Source organism: Actinoplanes ianthinogenes (genome assembly GCF_018324205.1).
Lineage (GTDB): Bacteria > Actinomycetota > Actinomycetes > Mycobacteriales > Micromonosporaceae > Actinoplanes > Actinoplanes ianthinogenes.
The window spans coordinates 1,973,900-1,992,467 of record NZ_AP023356.1 but is presented as its reverse complement, the minus strand read 5'-3'; the positions used below and the strand labels follow the sequence as shown (position 1 = coordinate 1,992,467).

Below are 18,568 nucleotides of genomic sequence, written 5' to 3'. Positions count from 1 at the left end.
AGAACGCGTTCTAGCATGAGGCGTGCTCACTCAGCCGTTCGCCGACGCCATCGCGCACGCCGAGCGCGTCATCACCGAGGCGCCACACCTCCGTGGCGAGCAGGACCTGATCGAGGGCTACGACTACCTGGCCGGTGGCATCCGCGCCTCGATCCAGATGGCCTGGGCCTACGACCGCGACTTCCCCTACTTCGTGCGGTCCACCGGGCCGTACACGAAAATGGGTCTCGACAATCCGGACACGCTCTACTTCCACGCCTGGCTGCGCGACGACGCCGAGTACGTGGTCACCGGCCGCCGCGGCAGCACCGCCGACCTGAGCTTCCAGATCCTCGACGGCTCGTACTCCCCGGTCAACGTCCCGGACAGCCTCGCCGCCTTCGACGACCGCGAGATCGACATCGCCGCCGACGGCACCTTCGAGATCCGCTTCGGCCCCGGCCTGCGCGGCCGCAACGCGTTCCCGCTGGCGCCCGGCTCGGCCATGCTCGTGGTGCGCGAGGTGTTCAGCGACTGGACCCGCGAACAACCCGGGATGCTGCGCATCCATCGGGCCGACCGGTCCGGCACCGGGCCCGCGCCGCTCACCGAGCAGATCCAGAGCCGACGGTACGCGATAGCCGGCAAGATGCTCGTCGGCCGGATCCGCACCTTCCTGGCCTTCGCCGAACGCTTCTACCTCAACCTGCCGGTCAACACCCTGACCCCGCCCCGACCGACTCCCGGCGGCCTGGCCACCCAGTACTCCTCGGCCGGCCACTACGCGCTCGACGACGACCAGGCCATGGTGGTCACCGTCCCGGTCGCCGGCGCCCCCTACCAGGGCCTCCAACTCGGCAGCATGTGGTACGTCTCGCTGGACTACAGCAACCACCAGACCAGCCTCACCGTCCCGCAGGCGAGGGTCGATCCGGACGGCATGATCCGCTACGTGATCAGCGAGCGCGACCCCGGTGTGGCGAACTGGATCGAGCGCACCGGCCACGACCGCGGTTACGTGCAGTTGCGCTGGCAGCGGCTGTCCCGCGCGCTGACCGAGGCGGACGGCCCCCGGGTGGACCTGGTCGCCGTCGACGACCTGCCCAAGCAGTTGCCGTACCACGAGCCGATCGACCCGGCCGCCTGGCGGGAACGGATCGCCGCCCGGCAGGCCGCCACCGCGGCCCGGATGCTGGGCTGAGCCGTGCTCGCCGACAAGGTCGTCGTGATCGCCGGGGTCGGGCCCGGCCTGGGGCAGGCGCTCGCGGTGCGGGCCGCTCACCACGGCGCCGACGTGGTGCTCGCCGCCCGCACCGAGTCCTACCTGACCGAGGTGGCCGGGAAGGTGACCGCGGCCGGCCGCCGCGCCCTGGTGATGCCGGCCGACCTCACCGACGACGACGCGAGCGCGGCCCTGGCCGAGGCCGCTCTCGCCGAGTTCGGCCGGGTGGACGGGCTGGTCAACAACGCGTTCGCGATGCCGCCGATGCGCAGCCTCGGCAAGGTCGGCCTGGACGACCTGCGGTCGAGCTTCGAGGTGAACGTGCTCGCGGCACTGCGCCTGACCCGGCTGCTGACCCCGGCCCTGGTCGAGTCCGGTGGCGCGGTCGTGATGGTCAACTCGGCGGTGCTGCGGCACTCCCGGCGGCCGTTCGGGCCGTACAAGCTGGCGAAGGCGGGACTGCTCGCGGTCGCCCAGAACCTGGCGAGTGAGCTCGGACCGCGGGGTGTGCGGGTCAACTCGGTGGCGCCCGGCTGGATCTGGGCGGACAGCCTGCGCCTGTGGTTCGACTACCAGGCCGCGCAGCGCGAGGTGCCGCCACAGCAGATCTACGACGAGATCGCCGCGACCGTCGACCTGCGCCGGCTGCCCGAGCCGGACGAGGTGGCCGACGCCGCGTTGTTCCTGCTCTCCGGGCTCGCCCGGGGCATCACCGGGCAGTGCCTGGACGTCAACTGCGGCGAGTTCCACCACTGAGGAGGCGGCATGCGCAGCACGCGCACCGACGTCGGCACCGTGGCGGATCTGCACGCGTCGGCGACCCGGCTGACGGGACTCGACGACTTCGGGGCGGACGACTATCGCGAGGGCATGGGAGTGCTGCTCCGGGCGTACGCGAAGCAAGCCACCCTGACCCCGGACGGCAGCAGGATGAGCAGGGGCCTGGTGCGCGCAGCGCTGGTGTCACGGCTGCTCAGCGAGGCGGCGTGGAAACAGTTCCCGGAGCATGCCTCCGTGCCGATCGTGCGGCCGGTCTTCGTCACCGGGCTGCCGCGGACCGGGACGACCGCGCTGCATCGGCTGCTCGCCGCGGACCCGGCGCACCAGGGTCTGGAACTGTGGCTGACCGAGGCGCCGCAGCCGCGGCCGCCGCGGGAGTCGTGGGACGAGAATCCGGTCTACGCGATGCTGCGCGACGGCTATGCGCGGGCGGATCCGTCGCTGCTGGGGGCGCATTACATCGCGGCTGATCAGGTCGAGGAGTGCTGGCGGCTGTTGCGGCAGTCGATGATGTCGGTGTCGTTCGAGTGCCTGGCTCACGTGCCGGAATATTCGGCGTGGCTGGCCGGGCAGGATTGGACGGGCGCCTATCTCCGGCATCGGCGGAATCTGCAACTGATCGGGTTGCACGATCGGGAACGCCGGTGGGTGCTGAAGAATCCGAGTCACCTGTTCGCGCTGGATGCGCTGCTCGCGGCCTATCCGGACGCGGTGGTGATCCAGACGCATCGGGCGCCGCGGACGGTGATCGCGTCGGTGTGCAGCCTCAACGCGCGGGCGTGCGCCGGATGGTCGCCGCTGTTCCGGGGCGAGGTGCTCGGGCGGGCGCAGGTGGCGTTGTGGTCGCGGGGGTTGCGGACGTTCGCCGTGGACCGGGCCCGCCACGACCCGGCCCACTTCATCGACGTCGACTACGACGACCTGACGTCCGACCCTCAGGGGACGGTCGAGATGATCTACGACCGGCTGGGGGCGCCACCGCCCCCGGTGGCCACGGCTCCGCCGAGAGGACCGGCGCATCGGTACGACCTGGCCGACTTCGGCCTGACCGCGGCGGAGGTGGACGCGGCGTTCACGGGCTGGGCTCGTCCAGGTCCGCGGCCTTGAGGCGGGCGGTGAGCTGCTCCAGCGCGGCCAGCTCGGCGCGCAGGGCGCGGCGGCCGTCGCGGGTGAGCTTGACCCAGGTGCGTGGCCGATTGCCCTCGTAGCCCTTGGTCAGGGTGACCAGGCCGGCGTCCACCAGGACCTGCACGTGCCGGTTGAGGTTGCCGTCGGTGAGTCGCAGCTCGGTCCGCAGGGTGGCGAAGGCGACCTCGGGTATCTCGGCCAGCATGACGAGCACGCCCAGGCGCACCCGTTGATGGATGACGTCGTCGAGCCCGACAGCGGGGTGTGGCAGCGCCTCGCTCATGTCAGCCATTCGTCCGTGACCTTGCGGCATGGTAGAGACCGGCGAGGGTCAGCGGCAGCGCCATGATCAGCAGAGCCGGGGCGGGCCGGTCCAGACCGAGCACCGTCAGCTGACCGCCCAGGGCGGGCCCACCGCCCAGCACCCAGGACTGCCAGCCGAGGAGCCCCCCGACCTGGCCGGTCGCGCAGAACTGCCAGGCCAGGGCCGCCATCCAGACGCCGGCGACGGTGATCCCCTTGCTGCGCTCGACGATCCCGAGGGCGATCGCGGCGAGCGCGACGCCGAGCAGTGGCGTCAGCAGACCCTGCCACCAGGAGGTCTCCGCGCTCGCCCGATGTCCCGCCGGGGCGGCGAACAGCGCCAGCAGGCAGAGCAGTCCGGCCGCTCCCGCGACGACCGGAACGCGCCAGGGCACCCGGACACCGGCCGTGCTCTCCCGGCGGCGATACCAGAGCGCGACCAGGGCGAACGCGAGCGGCGTCGCCAGCAGCCAGAAGAGGTAGGAGCCCAGGCCGGCGCGTTGCTGCTCCGGCAGCCCGGCCCAGTAGGGGTACTCGATCACGCCGTTGCCGGTGTGGGCGGCCGGGTCCTGGTAGAGCGCGATGCTCGCCAGCGGCAGGGCGGCCAGGACGAGGGCCGGGAGCCAGAGGCCGCCGTGCGCCAGCCTCCGGCTCCGGGCTTTCAGGGTGTCCAATTCGGCCAGCATGGCGGCGGCGTCGGGTGCCTCGGTACTCATGGATCTCCTCTGCATCACAGGAAACTCTGGATTACAGAGTGGAGTGCCGGCGCGGCCGCGTCAAGTCCGGACCGCCCACTCCAGGCGGAGCAGCCACAGTTGCGGGTCGTCGGCGGGCTGTGCGGTGGCCTCGATCAGCAGCTGCCGGGACGGGGCCTGCTGGCGGACCGCCGTGATCGAGCAGTGTGGGCACTGCCAGATCCGGTCCACCGCGCCGGTCGTCGCGTCCCAGCTGTAGAGCACGTCGCCTCCGGCGTTCGGGTCCGGGGAATAGCCCGCGGTCTGCGCGAGGTGCTGGAAGAGCACGGCGTGGTCGTCCACCACGGCCTGGGCCACCGGCAGCACGCGCTTGGCGTCGGTGACCGGGACCTGGTTCACCAGGCGGCCGGTCGAGGTGTCCAGCAGGCCGATCGTGCCGTCCATGGTGGCCGCGCCCGCGGTGCGGCCGCCCGCTCCGAAGATCGCGTTGTAGGCGATCCGGCATCCGCACGGCAGCCGGGTCAGGACCGCCCGGGACTGGGAGACGTCCCACTTGTCGAGGTGGCCGGCGGCGCTCGCGTGGGTCAGCACGGTGTTCCCGGTGAAGAGCGCACTGTCGTAGAACGATCCGTCGTCGTCCGGCCCCGGTGCCGGCCTGTCCCCGGCCGACAGGCGGTGGCCGGACGCCAGGTCGTAGACGGTGACGCCGCTGCCCAGCACGGCCAGCCGGGTGCCGGTGTCGTCCAGCACCGCGGCGGTCGGGAAGGGGACGGCCGGGCCGGTGCGCCACGCCGGGCCGGCGATCGGGCGGAGGTAGACGCGGGCGTCCCAGAGGCCGGCGGCGACCAGGACGATCTGGGCGGCGGTCGGATCCGCCGGGATCAGCACGGTGGCGGTGCTGTCCATCCGGCCGCTCAGGCGGATCGCGCCGGAGGCGAGGTCGATCAGCTCCATGGTCTCGCCCTCGTCGACCTCCCGGACCACCGTGACGGCGTCCGGGCCGGACCACTGCGCCCGGAAGGACGGGCTGAGGTGGACCCCGGTGAGCTGCCGGGCCTCGGCCGCGCGCAGGTGCTGCGGGGGCGGTGGCCGCGGCTCCGAGCGGCACGCGGTCAGGGCGGTGACGAGCAGGAGCAGCGCCGCGGCCCTCAGCATGACGACTGGGTGGTCATCGTGAAGGCGGTGCCGTCGGCGCCACCGGACACGGTGCGGACGTGGTCGTAGTGCAGGGCCGGGGCGCCCGCCTGGCACAGGTCGGCGGCCACCCGGTAGGGACCGCCGGGCAGCTCCTGCGTGTAGGACCGGCCGCCGGTGGTGTAGTCGATCGCGACCCCGAAGTCGTATGCCGCGCGCAGCGTCGTGAACTCCAGCAGGAGCACGGATCGCGCGCCGGCCTGCGGCAGCGGCACGGTCTGCACCTCGAAGAACGGGCGAGCCTTCGCCGCCGCGGCCGGATCGGTGCCGGTCAGTTTCCGGGCGACCGGCTGCGGACTGTCCAGGTCGAACGCCATGCGCTCCAGCGGGGCGCCCTGATTGAGCACCGACACCACGGCGCCGTGCGGGATCGGCCGGCGGTGCAGGCGGACCGGCCGCACGTCGAAGACGGTGATGTCCTGGGTGCGGCGGCTCTCCAGGGAGACGGTGAGCTTGAGGCCGCCGCCCGCCCAGCCGCCCGCCGTCAGCAGGGCCGCCATCGTCGGCAGGTCGGGGCTCTGGAAGAACGGCTGCCAGGCCGAGGCCGGTTCGGCGGGGAAGGCGGCCACCTGTCCGTAGGAGCCGTCGACGTCGAGCACGTCGACCCGCAGCGCCGATCCGGCGGCCGGATCGGCGGCGCTCTCCTCGTCGTCGCCACCGAAGAGGCGATCGCTGAGGGCGCGCAGCCGGTCCTGGGCGGCCGGGACGTCGACGATCTGCCCGGCGGCGCCGGTGACCACCAGCACGAGAAGGGTGGTCAGGACCGTGCCGGCGGTGGCCAGCAGCGCCTTCCGGACCCGGTGCGGCCGGGGCGGCTCCGGCGCCGGTGGCGGGGCCGCCGGTGGTGGGGCCGCTCGGGTGGGGCGTCGTTTTCGTGACTTGCCCATGCCTGCCTCCGGGGCGAGCTTAGGCTCCGGGGCGTCCCGCGGGCGTGCAACGTCGCCAGTCCGACTCTTGTCAGGTGAACCGGGAGATCACCTCGTCGGCGAAGCGGCGCAGGCCGTCGCGCTTGGCGTTCAGGTCGCCGTCGAAGCCGGTGCCGTAGAACCGCCACGGCACCACGATCGCGTCGGTCACCCCGGCCTCGGCCTGCTGCCGGAAACCGTCCGGTCCGAAGCGGTCGATGCACACCGCCTGGATCTCGAAGGGCTGGCCGGCGCGGCCGTACTCGCCGCGCAGGACGGCCAGACGGTCGATCGTGGCACGCAGGTCGTCGAACCGCATCATCGCCGACGACCAGCCGTCGCCGACCCGGGCGGCGCGGCGCAGCGCCGCCTCCGCATGCCCACCCACATAGATCGGGACCGGGGCGGTGGGTGCCGGACTCATCTGGAGGCGGCCGAAATCGAAGTGCTTCCCGTGATACTCGACCATGCCACCCCCAAGAATCAATTTGAGTACGTCGATAGCCTCATCGCCGCGGGCACCCCGGTCCTCGAACGGCGCGCCGCACCACAGCGACTCCTCCGGCGACCAGCCGAGCCCGACCCCGAGGCCGAAACGGTTGCCGGTCAGGTGGGCCACCGAGCCGACCTGCCGGGCCAGCAGCACCGGGTTGCGCGGGCCGAGCTTGAGCACCTGCGTGTAGAACCGGATCCGCGACGTGGCCGCACCGAGCGCGGCGGCCGTGACGAGCGGGTCCGACCAGGGCGTCTCCGCGGTCCAGAACCGGCTGCCGTCCGGCGTGTACGGATACTTCGCGCTCACCTCCTCGGAGTAGAAGAGCGAGTCGGGCAGGGCGATGGACGCGAAGCCGCACTCCTCGGCGGTCCGCGCCAGGTCGATGAGCTGGTCGAGGGGGCTGAGCGCGATGCCGAGGCTGAACTTCATGCTTACCTCCGAACGGGAACGGTGGTGTCGGCCAGGGCCAGCAACTGCCGGGTCGCGCCGCCCAGGAGGAACTCGTGGTGCTTCGCGGCCAGGAAGTAGCGGTGCAGCGGGTAGTCGAGATCCAGGCCCACGCCGCCGTGCACGTGGACGGCGGTGTGCAGGACGCGGTGGCCGGCCTCGGCGGCCCAGAATCCGGCGGTGGCGACGGTGGCCCGGTCCGGCTCGCAAGCCGCCTGCCAGAGGGCCAGGCGCAAGGCCTCGACGTCGATGTAGGCGTCGGCGAGGCGCTGCGAGACGGCCTGGAAGGAGCCGATCGGGCGGCCGAACTGGGTCCGCGAGCGGGCGTGCCCGGCGGTCATCTCCAGGGCGCGTTCGACGACGCCGAGTTGGGTCGCGCAGACGCCGACCGTGGTGTGCGCGGCGAGCCAGGCGGCGACCTCCGGGCCGCCGATGGTGGTGTGCTGGGCGAGCCAGGCGGCGATGTCCGGGCCGCCGGGTGCCTGCTCCGAGGTCAGCACGACCCTGCCGCGTCCGGCCGGGACGGCCCAGGTGGCGACCTCCTCGTCGGTGCCGAACCGGGCGATGGCCGACGCCGCGCCGACGATCGACGGGAGGTAGGGCACGTCGGCGGCGGCGCGACCCAGTTCGATCAGGATCGCGCACTGCTCGATCAGGCCGCAGCCGTCGCCGCCCGCTCGTTCCGGCAGCGCGGCGGCGAGCACACCGGCCTCGGCGAGCGCCGGCCAGAGGGGGCGACCGGACGCGGCCAGGTCGCGGGTGAGCGTGGCGAGACCGGTCGCCTCGTCGCTGAGGGTGAAGTCCATCGAGTCCCCTGACCGTGCTCAGGACGTACCGAAATCGGGTTTTCTATCTTGTGACCGGCAGCTGGAGCGCGCCGGCCGCGATGATGTCGCGCTGCACCTCGTTCGCGCCGCCGCCGAAGGTGAGGATCAGCGACGCCCGGTGCATCCGCTCGATCCGGCCGTGCAGCAGTGCGCCGGGCGCACCGCCGCGGATCGTGGCGGCCGGGCCGAGCACCTCCATGAGCAGCCGATACGCCTCCACGGCCAGCTCGGTGCCGTACACCTTGCCGGCCGAGGCGCGCACCGCGCCGGGCGAATCGTCCCCGCCGGCCGCCACCCGCCAGTTCAGCAGCTTGAGCACCTCGGTCTTGGCGTGCACCCGGGCCAGGTGCAGCCGCACCCACTCCCGCTCGATCGCCCCGGTCTCGACGGCCCACTCGGTGACCTCGTCGAGCGAGCGGCGCAGCGGGGCGGCCGAGGTGAGCGCGACCCGCTCGTGGTTGAGCTGGTCGGTGATCAGCTGCCAGCCCGCGTTCTCCGCGCCGACCCGCGCCGACACCGGCACCCGCACGTCGGCGTAGTAGGTCGCGCTGGTGGTCGGCCCGGCCACCGTGCGCACCGGCGTCCAGGAGAAGCCGGGCGCGTCGGTCGGCACCACCAGGATCGACAGGCCCCGGTGCCGGGGCGCGTCCTGATCGGTGCGGCAGGCCAGCCAGACGAAATCGGCGTACCGGATCAGGCTGGTCCACATCTTCTGCCCGTTGATCACGTAGTCGTCGCCGTCGCGGACCGCCCGGGTGCGCAGCGCCGCGAGGTCGGTGCCGGCCTCCGGCTCCGAGTAGCCGATCGAGAAGTGCGCCTCCCCGGCCGCGATCCGGGGCAGCAGCTCGGCCCGCTGCTCGGGGGAGCCGTGCCGGGCGATGGTCGGCCCGACCGTGTAGATGGTCAGGAACGGCACCGGCACCCCGGCCATGGCTGCCTCGTCGGCGAAGATCAGCTGGTCGACGCGGGACCGCCCGCCGCCGCCGTGCTCGACCGGCCAGCCCAGTGCCAGCCAGCCGTCCCGGCCCAGCTGCCGGACCACCGCCCGGTACGCCTCGCCGTCCCCGTACTCACCGTCGTCGTCGGTGAGCGCGGCGCGCAACTCCGGCGTCATCAGACCGGCGAAATAGGCCCGCAGCTCCTGGCGGAGCTTCTCCTGCTCCGGCGTGTATCCCACGTGCATGGTGGCCACCCGATGCCATAGATTAGAACAGGTTCTAGCTTGGTCTCTCGATGAGGGGGCGTCAACCGGTGGAATCGGCATACCTCGTGTCGGCGGTCCGCACCCCGGTCGCCCGACGCGGCGGCGGCCTGTCCGGGGTGCATCCGGCCGACCTGGCCGGGCAGACCATCGCGGCCCTGCTCGACCGCGCGGGTGCCGACCCGGCGGCGATCGACGACGTGGTGCTCGGCTGCGTCGACACGCTCGGTCCGCAGTCCGGCGACATCGCCCGGACCGCCTGGCTCGCGGCCGGGCTGCCCGAGCACGTGCCGGGGGTGACCGTCGACCGGCAGTGCGGGTCCGGCCAGCAGGCCGTGCATTTCGCGGCGCAGGCGGTGATGAGCGGGACGGCGGACCTGGTCGTGGCCGGTGGGGTGCAGAGCATGAGCCAGGTGCCGATCGGCAGCGCGATGGCGCCCGCCGGGCCCTACGCCGGCTCCGCCGGGTGGGCGGCGCGTTACGGGGACTCGGAGGTCGACCAGTTCCGCAGCGCGGACGCCATCGCCGCCACGTGGGGCCTGTCCCGTGGGGAGCTGGAGGAGTGGGCCCTGACCAGCCATCGGCGGGCGGTCCAGGCGATCGACGAGGGCCGCTTCCGGGCCGAGATCGTGCCGATCGGCATCGACCAGGGCCCGTCCCGGACCGGGATCGCGCCGTCCGGTGCCGACGAGTCCCGGCGCCCGGCCGGGATCGCGCCGGTCGGCGTCGATGAGGGTCCCCGCCGGGACACGAGCGCCGAGCGGATGGCCGCGTTGGCTCCGCTGCGGCCCGGCGGTGTCACCACCGCCGCGACCGCGAGCCAGCTCGCCGACGGCGCCGCGGCCCTGCTGGTCGCGTCGGACCGGGCACTGCGCTCGCATGGCCTGCGGCCGCGGGCCGTCATCCGGCACCTGTCCGCCCGTGGCGGCGATCCGGTCCTGATGCTGACCGCACCGATCGAGGCCACGGCACACGCCCTGGCCAGAGCCGGTCTGCGCCTGGCCGACATCGACCGTTTCGAGGTCAACGAGGCCTTCGCCAGCGTGCTCCTCGCCTGGCTGCGCGAAACCGGCGCGGATCCGGCCCGGGTCAACGTCAACGGCGGCGCGATCGCCCTCGGGCACCCCCTCGGGGCCACCGGCGCCCGTCTGCTCACCGGCCTGCTCCACGAGCTGGAACGCTGCGCCGGCCGCTACGGCCTCCTGACCATGTGCGAGGGCGGTGGCCAAGCCAACGTCACCGTCATCGAACGCCTCTGACCGGTCACCCGTGCAGCACGTCCGCCAGAACGGCGCCGAGCGGGCCGGTGATGCTGTCCGGTGGGATCAGCCGATCGCCGCGGACGCGCAGGTCCTCCTCGTCGTAGCCGGAGGTGCCGGATCCGCCGAACTCGGCGCAGGAGCCGTCGAGGCTGTGCTGAGCCCACACCTCCCACATCATGGCCCCGCCCTCGCTGTCGTTCTTGGTGCCGTACGCGTCAGAGCCATGACTGCTGAGTACGGCGATGAAGTCATGGTCAGCGATGGCGCCGAGCGTGTACGCCCGCGCCGCCACACCGGCGACCACGCTGTGGAAATCCAGCCGCGGCCGATCGCCGATCTCGGCGGTGAGCTGCTCGACCAGGCGCTCCTCCGCCGCCGGGACCGCCGAGCACCCGGCGGCCAGGTCGGCGACGGCGGGCCAGTCCCCACCGGCCGCGAGCACCAGCGCGGCGACTCGCCGCCACTCGTCCGCGGTGAGCCAGCCCGACTCCGTCGCGATCGCCAGGATGACCCGGGCCAGCCCGGCTCGATCCACCCGCTTCGGTTCCTCGTCCACGACCAGCAGCCTAGGTCTGGTCATAGGTCTGGTCACCGGAGGTGGGCGAGGGCGGCCAGGCGGGCGTCGGCGTCGGCCATGATGCGGTCGATCAGTTCGGCGCAGGACGGGAGGTCGTCGATCAGGCCGGTGACCTGGCCGGCGGACATCACGCCGGACGGGCGGCCCTCGACCATCGACGCGTGCAGCATCGCCGGGGTGTTTGCGGCCATCAAGGTCTGGGACCAGGACCGGTTGTGGTGGGCGGTTCGGGCGGCTCGCAGCAGGTCGGGCCAGGACAGACCGGACTCGCGGCGGAACGAGGTGGCGCTGCGGATCGCGCGGAGCAGGGATCTGATCCGGCCGGAACGTTCCAGGGCGTCCACCAGCGGGGTGCGCAGGACGCGGTGCGGGACGCCGTCGATGCGGGTGGTGACCACCGTGCCGGTGACGTCGGCGGCCAGGTATCGGCGCTTGACGTCCAGGGCGACCGGGCTGTCCGACGTGAGCAGGAACCGGGTGCCCATGGCGATGCCGGACGCCCCGTAGGCGAGCGCGGCGACCAGGCCGCGCCCGTCGAAGAAGCCGCCGGCCGCCACCACCGGGAGATCGACCGCGTCCACGACCTGCGGCACCAGGAGCGTGGTCGGGACCGGGCCGGTGTGCCCGCCGCCCTCGCCACCCTGGACCAGGACGGCGTCGGCGCCCCAGGCGGCCACCTTTTCGGCGTGGCGGCGGGCGCCCACCGACGGCATCGTGAGCACGCCGCCGTCGGCGCAGCGGCGGAGCAGATCGCGGTTCGGGGCGAGGGCGAACGAGGCGAGACGGACCTGTTCGCGTACCAAAAGATTGATCTTGTCGGTGGCATCCGGGGCGTCGGCGCGGAGGTTGACGCCGAACGGGGCATCGGTGCGGGCGCGGATCTTGCGGACGGTGTCGCGGAGCTGGTCGAGGGTCATCGTGGCGGAGGCGACGATGCCGAAGCCGCCGGCCGCCGAGGTGGCCGCGACCAGGCCGGCGCCGGCCACGTAACCCATACCGGTCTGCACGATCGGATACGGACAGCCGAGCAACTCGGTGAGCCGGGTCCTCACCGCAGGCCGTCCGGGTCGAGGTGCTCGATGATCTCCAGTTCCGCGGGCGTCGGCTCCCGGGTGACCTCGACGAAAGCGGGCACGGTCAGCGGAAACCCGGTGGCGGCCTGGACTTCTGCCACCGACACCCCGGGGTGCACCGAACGCAGTCGCATCGAGCGGTCCGGGGTGGCGAAGTCGAGCACGGCCAGGTTCGTCACCACCACCCGGATCTCGGCGGCGCCCCGGTCGTGACCGATCCCGGACACCATGTCGACGTGCTCGACGAAGACGCGCGGTTCGTGCCGGGGCACCCAGTAGCTGGTGGTGTGGTTGACGGTGTTGCCCGGCGCGCCGCGCACGCCGAGCAGCTGGCGGGTCGGCCGGTGCCAGTCGCCGATGCAGGAGATGTTCTGGTTGCCGAAGCGGTCGAGCTGGCTCGCGCCCATCATGACGTGCCGGGTGCCGGCCGCGACCACGCCGAACACCGCGCGGTAGGGCAGCCATCCCTCCGGCTCGTCGTCGTGGAGCAGGGTCGCCTCGCCGTCGGTGAGCAGCAGGTCCGGAGCGAAGGTGAGCTGGGCGAGGCGCGCGCCGAGCCGGGGGACGACGCCGGTCGTCGAGGCCAGCACCGCGCCGTCCCCGCGCCAGGCCTCCGCGCACGCCACCACGCAAACGTCAGCTTGGCTCACGGGCCGCCACCGCCTTCTGATAGTCGTCCTCGTCGCCGTCCAGGTAGGTGGCCCGGAACGTCGCCCAGTCGGCGGTCGCGTACTCCCGCTGGAACGACTCGTCCCGGCCGTAGTCGGGGACGCAGCTGGTGAAGTGCGCGCCGTGCGGCGTCTCGACCACCCCGTCGACCATCATCCGGTTGAGCAGCAGGCCCTGCGGCGGCCCCTCGTTCACCAGCTCAGCGGTGCTGACCAGCCGTTCGCAGGAGACGAAGCGACGGCGGGCGGCCAGGCAGAACAGGTCGTCGAAGTAGGGGTCCGGGCCGAGGTAGCGCGCGTTGCCGCGCCGGTCGGCGCGATTCAGGTGGACCAGGGCCGCGTCGAGGGTCACGGCGGGCATCGCCACCAGGTCGGAGCTGTCCGCGTACGGCGACCGCACCGTGCGCAGGTGAGGGTTGACCCGCAGGACGTCGGACCCGAGCCCGGCCCGGATCGGCAGGAACGGCAGCCGGTTGGCGGCGGCGAGCAGGCCCCAGTAGAGCATGCCCTCGTCGTACTCCAGCAATGCGATCTCGCCGTGCTGCCGGGCCCGGGCGAAGTGTGGCTCCAGCGGGATGCTGTCCAGCGACACGAACCCGGTGACCACCCGTCGCACGCAGCCCGCCGCGACCAGCAGCCCGACGTCCGGCCCGCCGTAGGAGACCAGGGTCAGGTCCCGCAGCCCGGCCCGGCAGATGGCCCGGACCAGCGCCATCGGCTTGCGGCGCGACCCCCAGCCGCCGATGCCGACCGTCATCCCGTCGCGCAGCTCGCCGACCACCTCGTCGACGGACATGACCGTCATCCGCCCTCCACGAAACGCTGCCGGGCCCGGTCACCCGCGCCGTTGAGGTTGAGCTCGAAGGTGAAGCCCTGCTCGAACCGGTACGACCGCTTCACGTCGACCGGGTCGATGCCGTTGAGCGCCTCCTTGGCCCGGCGGATCACCACCGGGTCCTTGGCCGCGATCTCCTCGGCCACCGCCCGCGCCGCCGCGGGCAGCTCGGCGGCCGGCACCACCTCGTGCACGGTGCCGAAGCGGTGCAGGTCGGCGGCGGTCACCGGGCGGCAGGTGTAGACCATGGCGCGCATCAGCTGCGGTGGCACCAGCCGGGCCAGGTGGGTGGCGGCGCCGAGCGCGCCCCGGTCGACCTCGGGCAGCCCGAACGTGGCGTCGTCGGCGGCCACGATCAGGTCGGCGTTGCCCACCAGGCCGACGCCGCCGCCCAGGCAGAAGCCGTGCACCGCGGCGATCACCGGGACCGGGCAGTCGTAGACGGCGGCGAACGCGGCGGCACACCCCCGATTGGCGGCGAGCAGCACCTGGTGGCCCTCGCCGCGCTGCATCTCCTTGATGTCGACGCCGGCGCAGAAGCCGCGGCCCCGCGCCGAGAGCACCACCACCCGGGTCGCCGGGTCGGCCCCGGCCGCGGTGATCCGGTCGGCGAGGGACTGCCACCCGGCCGCCGGCACCGCGTTGACCGGCGGAAAGTCGATCACCACGTCGGCGATCCGATTTTCGCCCATGGCCCGAGGCTAACCTAGCGCTTGCTTGGTGAGCTAGCCTCGCGGCATGGACCCTCTCGACTTCGCCGGCCGCGGTGTGATCGTCACCGGCGGGACGCGGGGGATCGGCGCGGCGATCGCGGCGGCGTTCCTCGCGGCCGGGGCGCGGGTGCTGGTCTGCGGCCGCGGCTCCTACGACGGGCCGGCCGACTTCGTCCGCGCCGACGTCCGCGACCCCGGCCAGGCCGCCGCGCTGGTGGCCGCCCTGGACGGCCGCCTCGACGTGCTGGTGAACAATGCGGGCGGCGCGCCGCCGGTCGCCGCCGCCACCGCGTCGCCACGCCTGCACGCGAAGATCGTCGAGCTCAACCTGCTCGCCCCGCTGCACGTCGCCCAGGCGGCCAACGCGGTGATGCGGGCGCAGCCCGGCGGCGGCGTGATCCTGATGGTGGGCAGCGTCAGCGGGACCCGCCCGTCGCCCGGCGGCGCGGCCTACGGCGCGGCCAAGGCGGGCCTGCACCACCTGGCGACCAGCCTGGCCGCGGAGTGGGCGCCGGCCGTGCGGGTCAACAGCGTGGTGCCCGGTCCGGTCGCCGGCCTGCTCGACCCCGAGGCGGTGGCGCGGACGGTGCCGATGGGCCGGCCCGCGACACCCGAGGACGTGGCCGGGGTCTGCCTGCTGCTGGCCTCCCCGCTGGCGGCCTACGTGACCGGGGCGTCGGTGGCGGTGCACGGCGGCGGCGAGTGGCCGGGGTATCTGGCGGACCTGCGCGATGCGGCGTACCGTGCGCAGAAATAGAACCTGTTTCAGTTGGAGAGGTGCCCGATGGTTCTCTCGATCAAGACGAGGCGGGACGCGGTCGGCCTGGCCACCGGCGAGCTGCTGATCGGCGGCACGTGGCGAGCCGCGGCCGACGGGCGCACCTGGACCCATCGGCACCCGGCCACCGGCGAACAGGTCGGCGACTTCGCGGTCGCCTCGCCGGCCGACGTGGACGCGGCGGTGCGCGCCGCGCGGCAGGCGTTCGACGAGGGCTCCTGGCCGGGTTCCCGGGCCAAGCAGCGGATCACCGTGCTGCGCCGGGCCGCCGAGCTGATCCGGGCACACACCGACGAGCTGCGGACGTTGCAGGCGCTCGACAACGGGGTGCCGCTCACCTTCGGCGACGAGTACGCGATGTCCGTCGAGTGCGTCGCCGACGTCTTCGACCACCACGCCGGCTGGGTCGACAAGCTGGCCGGCGAGACGCTCCCCGGTTACCAGGGCGGCGACCACCTGGTGCTGACCCTGCGCGAGCCGGTCGGCGTGGTCGCCGCGGTGGTCCCGTGGAACGGGCCGCTGCTGCTCACCGCGCAGAAGGTCGCACCGGCCCTGGCGGCCGGCTGCACCGTCGTGCTCAAGCCGTCGGAGTTCGCCACGTTCGCGACGCTGCGCCTGGCGAAACTGCTGGAGGAGGCCGGGCTGCCGCCGGGCGTGCTCAACGTGGTGACCGGGCCGGGCGACCCGACCGGCGAGGCGCTGATCACCCACCCGCTGATCGACAAGATCACGTTCACCGGCAGCCGGGCGGTCGGCAAACGGGTGCTGGCCGCGGCGTCCGAGGGGATGAAGCGGGTCAGCCTGGAACTCGGCGGCAAGAGCCCGTCGATCGTCTTCCCGGACGCCGAGGTCTACGCGGCGGCCACGCTGACCATGGGCACGGTGACGCTCGGCCTGTCCGGCCAGGCGTGCGTGGCGCACTCCCGGGCGCTGGTCCACCGGGACGTGTACGACGAGTTCCTGGCGATCGCGCAGGGCATGACGACGCTGGTCACCTACGGCGATCCGTTCGACCCCACGGTGACCGCCGCTCCGCTGATCACCGAGCGGCAGCTGGACCGGGTGCTCGGCTACATCGAGCGCGGACAGGCCGAGGGGGCGCGGCTGGTGTGCGGCGGCGGGCGTCCGGACGGCGAGCTGTCGGCCGGCAACTTCGTCGAGCCGGTCGTCTTCGCCGACGTGCCGAACAGCGCGACCATCGCCCAGGAGGAGATCTTCGGGCCGGTGCTCGCGGTGGTGCCGTTCACCGACGAGCAGGAGGCGATCCGGCTGGCCAACGACACGTCGTACGGGCTGGCCGCCACGGTCTACACCGCGGACGTGAAGCGGGCGGTACGGATGGCCCGCGCGGTCCGAGCCGGCACCGTCGGGATCAACGGGTACCAGCTCGAACCACACGTGGCGTTCGGCGGGTTCGGGCAGTCGGGGCTCGGGCGCGAGGGCGGGCGTACCGCGATCGAGGCCTACACCGAGCTCAAGACGGTCCTGATACCGACCGGGGACGAGATGATGTGACTCAGGAGCAGAACGAGTCCATCGGGGTGAACCAGACGGTCATCTCGGTCTCCAGCGCCTTGCTGATGTCGGCCTCCGTCTTGAACTTCGCGAAGAAGGTGTCGTCGGCGGCGCTGGCGTTCATGTTCTGCTGAATCTTCGCGCCGGCGGCCTTGAGCTCCGGGTCCTGGGCCTTCGCGGTGATCGCGTTCAGCTCCGTCGCGGCGGCCTTGAGCCGGGTGCCGGCGTCGGTGCGGGCCTGCTTCGCCTTGGCGGTCGCCTTCGCCTGCTTGTACGCGATGAGCTTGCCCAGCTCCTCGCCGAACTTCTTCATCTTGTCGCCCCCGAGCAGGGTGGTGACGTCGGTGCACACCTTCTTGGTGTCCGCGGTGTAGTCGGCGGCCGGGGTGGCCGACACGGTCGTGGCCGCCGTCGTCGCCGCCGGGGTGGCGGTGGTGTCCGACTTCGAACCGCAGGCGGCGCCGGTCAGCAGCAGGGCGCCGGCGGTAACGGCCAGGATGGTGCGTCGCATGAGATGAATCCCCGTAAATAGAAAAAACCAGACGTCGTAGGGTAGCCACTCAAGATCAGCGCTGCCAGCCCGCCGTTCGGCCCGATACGGCGGCCCGATCGGGCGTTCAGGCGAGCAGACGGCGGTGGTCCCAGCTGATCACCCGGCGCGGCTCGACCAGGTAGGCGATCCGCTTGGCCGCCGTGTGGGCGACGTAACCGTCGAGTGCGGCGGCGACCTCGTCCGGCGCCAGGTCGCCGGCCACCGGGCTGGGCATCCGCGCGGCCACCAGCCGGCCGACCCCGGTCACCCCGGCCAGGTCGTCGATCGCGGTGACCACGCCGTTCACCTGCACGCCGCGCAACTCGAAGTACTCGTCGCCGTCCTCGACCAGGCACGTGACCCGTGGATCACGAGCCAGGTTGCGGGCTTTCTGCGAGGCGCGATAGGTCCAGAACGCGATCCGCCCGTCCGTCATCCCGTAGAACATGCTGACCAGGTGCGGCGTCCCGTCCGGGTTGATCGTCGCGAGGTGCAGCTTGCGGCTGCCCGCCAGCAGCGCCGCGACCTCGGCGTCCGGCATCGACACGGTGTCGCGCTGCTTCACGAGGCCTCCCGGAAGGTCTCCGCACAGACGAAGCCGGGGCTCGGCGGATCCGCCGTGAACACCTTGCCCAGCGTCGCGTCCAGCTCGTCGAGCGTCCACTGATCGCCGGCGGAGTGGAAGGCCGCCCGGACCGTCGGCGGCCCGAGCACCGCCACCAGGTCGCCGTAGGCCACGAACACCTCCCCGGTGATCCGTTCGCCACCCGGCCCGGCCAGATAGGTGACCAGCGGCGCGACCCGCGCCGGGTCGAGGGGATCCGCCCCGGACTCGGGCGCCGGACCCATCAGCTCGGCGGTCATCGCGGTCCGGGCACGCGGGCAGATCGCGTTCGCGCGCACGCCGTACCGGGCGCAGCCCCGGGCGGTGGCCAGGGTCAGCCCGACGATCCCGGCTTTGGCCGCGGCGTAGTTCGGCTGCCCGGCCGATCCGAGCAGGAACGCCTCGGAGGAGGTGTTCACGATCCGGGCGTACACCGGCCCGCCGGTCGCCTTGCTCCGCTCCCGCCAGTACGCCGTGGCCAGCCGGGTGGTCACGAAGTGTCCGCGCAGATGCACCCGGATCACCGTGTCCCACTCCTGCTCGGACATCGAGAAGATCATCCGGTCGCGCAGCACCCCGGCGTTGTTCACCAGGATGTCGATGCCACCGAACGCCGCCAGCAGCGCCTCCCCGGTCGCCCACTCGGCGATGTCACCGGGACGGACCGCGGCCTCCGGAAGCGACGCGGCCACCTCGTCGAGGCCGGGCCCGGGCAGGTCGTTGAGCACCACGCGCGCCCCGGCCGCGGCCAGCGCGCGAGCCTCCGCCGCGCCGAGACCCCGACCGGCCCCGGTCACCACCGCGATCTTGCCGTCCAACGGCCGGGCGCCCATC

21 protein-coding genes are annotated in these 18,568 nt (G+C 73.0%); 6 read left to right on the top strand and 15 right to left on the bottom strand.

What is annotated here, in order from left to right:
• Positions 1–22 precede the first annotated feature (22 nt).
• The 3 genes from Aiant_RS09160 to Aiant_RS09150 are packed head-to-tail and all read left to right on the top strand — an operon-like array spanning position 23 to position 3,088.
• Complete coding sequence (locus Aiant_RS09160) at positions 23–1,180, top strand: hypothetical protein (protein WP_189332431.1); 1,158 nt, start codon at positions 23–25, stop codon at positions 1,178–1,180.
• A 3-nt stretch (positions 1,181–1,183) separates the two neighbouring features.
• Positions 1,184–1,957: an SDR family oxidoreductase gene (locus tag Aiant_RS09155; RefSeq protein ID WP_189332432.1), complete on the top strand. Its 774-nt coding sequence runs from the start codon at positions 1,184–1,186 to the stop codon at positions 1,955–1,957.
• Positions 1,958–1,966: 9 nt separating this feature from the next.
• Positions 1,967–3,088 carry a sulfotransferase family protein gene (locus tag Aiant_RS09150; protein ID WP_189332433.1) on the top strand — a complete coding sequence of 374 codons (1,122 nt, stop codon included), beginning with the start codon at positions 1,967–1,969 and terminating at the stop codon, positions 3,086–3,088.
• Here the strand turns inward: Aiant_RS09150 and Aiant_RS09145 are convergent.
• The 7 genes from Aiant_RS09145 to Aiant_RS09115 form a co-directional block, all read right to left on the bottom strand.
• Complete coding sequence (locus tag Aiant_RS09145) at positions 3,054–3,401, bottom strand: transcriptional regulator (RefSeq protein WP_229830479.1); 348 nt, start codon at positions 3,399–3,401, stop codon at positions 3,054–3,056. The genes Aiant_RS09150 and Aiant_RS09145 overlap by 35 nt on opposite strands.
• Complete coding sequence (locus Aiant_RS09140) at positions 3,394–4,128, bottom strand: hypothetical protein (RefSeq protein ID WP_189332434.1); 735 nt, start codon at positions 4,126–4,128, stop codon at positions 3,394–3,396. The genes Aiant_RS09145 and Aiant_RS09140 overlap by 8 nt, the downstream gene beginning before the upstream one ends.
• A gap of 60 nt (positions 4,129–4,188) precedes the next feature.
• Positions 4,189–5,262 (bottom strand): hypothetical protein, encoded by a 1,074-nt coding sequence (locus Aiant_RS09135; protein WP_189332435.1) that lies wholly within the window; start codon positions 5,260–5,262, stop codon positions 4,189–4,191.
• Complete coding sequence (locus tag Aiant_RS09130; RefSeq protein WP_189332436.1) at positions 5,256–6,188, bottom strand: hypothetical protein; 933 nt, start codon at positions 6,186–6,188, stop codon at positions 5,256–5,258. Before Aiant_RS09130 ends, Aiant_RS09135 begins: the two co-directional genes overlap by 7 nt.
• Positions 6,189–6,258: 70 nt before the next feature.
• Positions 6,259–7,131 (bottom strand): TIGR03619 family F420-dependent LLM class oxidoreductase, encoded by an 873-nt coding sequence (locus Aiant_RS09125; protein WP_189332437.1) that lies wholly within the window; start codon positions 7,129–7,131, stop codon positions 6,259–6,261.
• Between the two features lie 2 nt (positions 7,132–7,133).
• Positions 7,134–7,955 carry an acyl-CoA dehydrogenase family protein gene (locus Aiant_RS09120; protein WP_189332438.1) on the bottom strand — a complete coding sequence of 274 codons (822 nt, stop codon included), beginning with the start codon at positions 7,953–7,955 and terminating at the stop codon, positions 7,134–7,136.
• 43 nt (positions 7,956–7,998) lie between these two features.
• Positions 7,999–9,159 (bottom strand): acyl-CoA dehydrogenase family protein, encoded by a 1,161-nt coding sequence (locus tag Aiant_RS09115; protein ID WP_189332439.1) that lies wholly within the window; start codon positions 9,157–9,159, stop codon positions 7,999–8,001.
• 68 nt (positions 9,160–9,227) lie between these two features.
• Between Aiant_RS09115 and Aiant_RS09110 the strand changes: the two genes are divergently transcribed.
• Positions 9,228–10,436 (top strand): acetyl-CoA C-acyltransferase, encoded by a 1,209-nt coding sequence (locus tag Aiant_RS09110; RefSeq protein WP_189332440.1) that lies wholly within the window; start codon positions 9,228–9,230, stop codon positions 10,434–10,436.
• Positions 10,437–10,440: 4 nt separating this feature from the next.
• Here Aiant_RS09110 and Aiant_RS09105 read toward each other — a convergent pair whose 3' ends face one another.
• The 5 genes from Aiant_RS09105 to Aiant_RS09085 are packed head-to-tail and all read right to left on the bottom strand — an operon-like array spanning position 10,441 to position 14,284.
• The gene (locus tag Aiant_RS09105) at positions 10,441–10,995 is read right to left on the bottom strand and encodes a hypothetical protein (RefSeq protein WP_189332441.1); all 555 of its coding nucleotides are present in this window, start codon (positions 10,993–10,995) and stop codon (positions 10,441–10,443) included.
• A 32-nt stretch (positions 10,996–11,027) separates the two neighbouring features.
• Positions 11,028–12,068, bottom strand: a complete 1,041-nt coding sequence (locus Aiant_RS09100) for an NAD(P)H-dependent flavin oxidoreductase (RefSeq protein WP_189332442.1) — start codon at positions 12,066–12,068, stop codon at positions 11,028–11,030.
• Positions 12,065–12,739: a CoA-transferase subunit beta gene (locus tag Aiant_RS09095; RefSeq protein WP_189332443.1), complete on the bottom strand. Its 675-nt coding sequence runs from the start codon at positions 12,737–12,739 to the stop codon at positions 12,065–12,067. Before Aiant_RS09095 ends, Aiant_RS09100 begins: the two co-directional genes overlap by 4 nt.
• A complete protein-coding gene (locus tag Aiant_RS09090; RefSeq protein ID WP_189332444.1) occupies positions 12,726–13,562 on the bottom strand; it encodes a CoA transferase subunit A in 837 nt (278 codons plus the stop codon). Before Aiant_RS09090 ends, Aiant_RS09095 begins: the two co-directional genes overlap by 14 nt.
• Positions 13,559–14,284, bottom strand: coding sequence for an enoyl-CoA hydratase family protein (locus tag Aiant_RS09085; protein WP_189332445.1), 726 nt, complete (start codon positions 14,282–14,284; stop codon positions 13,559–13,561). The genes Aiant_RS09090 and Aiant_RS09085 overlap by 4 nt, the downstream gene beginning before the upstream one ends.
• Positions 14,285–14,330: 46 nt before the next feature.
• Here Aiant_RS09085 and Aiant_RS09080 point away from each other — a divergent pair, with 46 nt between their 5' ends.
• Together Aiant_RS09080 and Aiant_RS09075 are read left to right on the top strand one after the other, a co-directional pair.
• Entirely contained in the window at positions 14,331–15,062 is a 732-nt protein-coding gene (locus Aiant_RS09080) for an SDR family oxidoreductase (RefSeq protein ID WP_189332446.1), read from the top strand.
• Positions 15,063–15,089: 27 nt separating this feature from the next.
• Complete coding sequence (locus tag Aiant_RS09075) at positions 15,090–16,598, top strand: aldehyde dehydrogenase family protein (protein ID WP_189332447.1); 1,509 nt, start codon at positions 15,090–15,092, stop codon at positions 16,596–16,598.
• Position 16,599: 1 nt separating this feature from the next.
• Here Aiant_RS09075 and Aiant_RS09070 read toward each other — a convergent pair whose 3' ends face one another.
• The 3 genes from Aiant_RS09070 to Aiant_RS09060 all read right to left on the bottom strand — a co-directional run bounded on the left by Aiant_RS09070 (position 16,600) and on the right by Aiant_RS09060 (position 18,567).
• Positions 16,600–17,109 (bottom strand): hypothetical protein, encoded by a 510-nt coding sequence (locus tag Aiant_RS09070; protein ID WP_189332448.1) that lies wholly within the window; start codon positions 17,107–17,109, stop codon positions 16,600–16,602.
• A 106-nt stretch (positions 17,110–17,215) separates the two neighbouring features.
• Positions 17,216–17,695: a pyridoxamine 5'-phosphate oxidase family protein gene (locus Aiant_RS09065; RefSeq protein WP_189332449.1), complete on the bottom strand. Its 480-nt coding sequence runs from the start codon at positions 17,693–17,695 to the stop codon at positions 17,216–17,218.
• Positions 17,692–18,567: an SDR family NAD(P)-dependent oxidoreductase gene (locus Aiant_RS09060; RefSeq protein WP_189332450.1), complete on the bottom strand. Its 876-nt coding sequence runs from the start codon at positions 18,565–18,567 to the stop codon at positions 17,692–17,694. The genes Aiant_RS09065 and Aiant_RS09060 overlap by 4 nt, the downstream gene beginning before the upstream one ends.
• Between the last annotated feature and the right edge of the window lies 1 nt (position 18,568).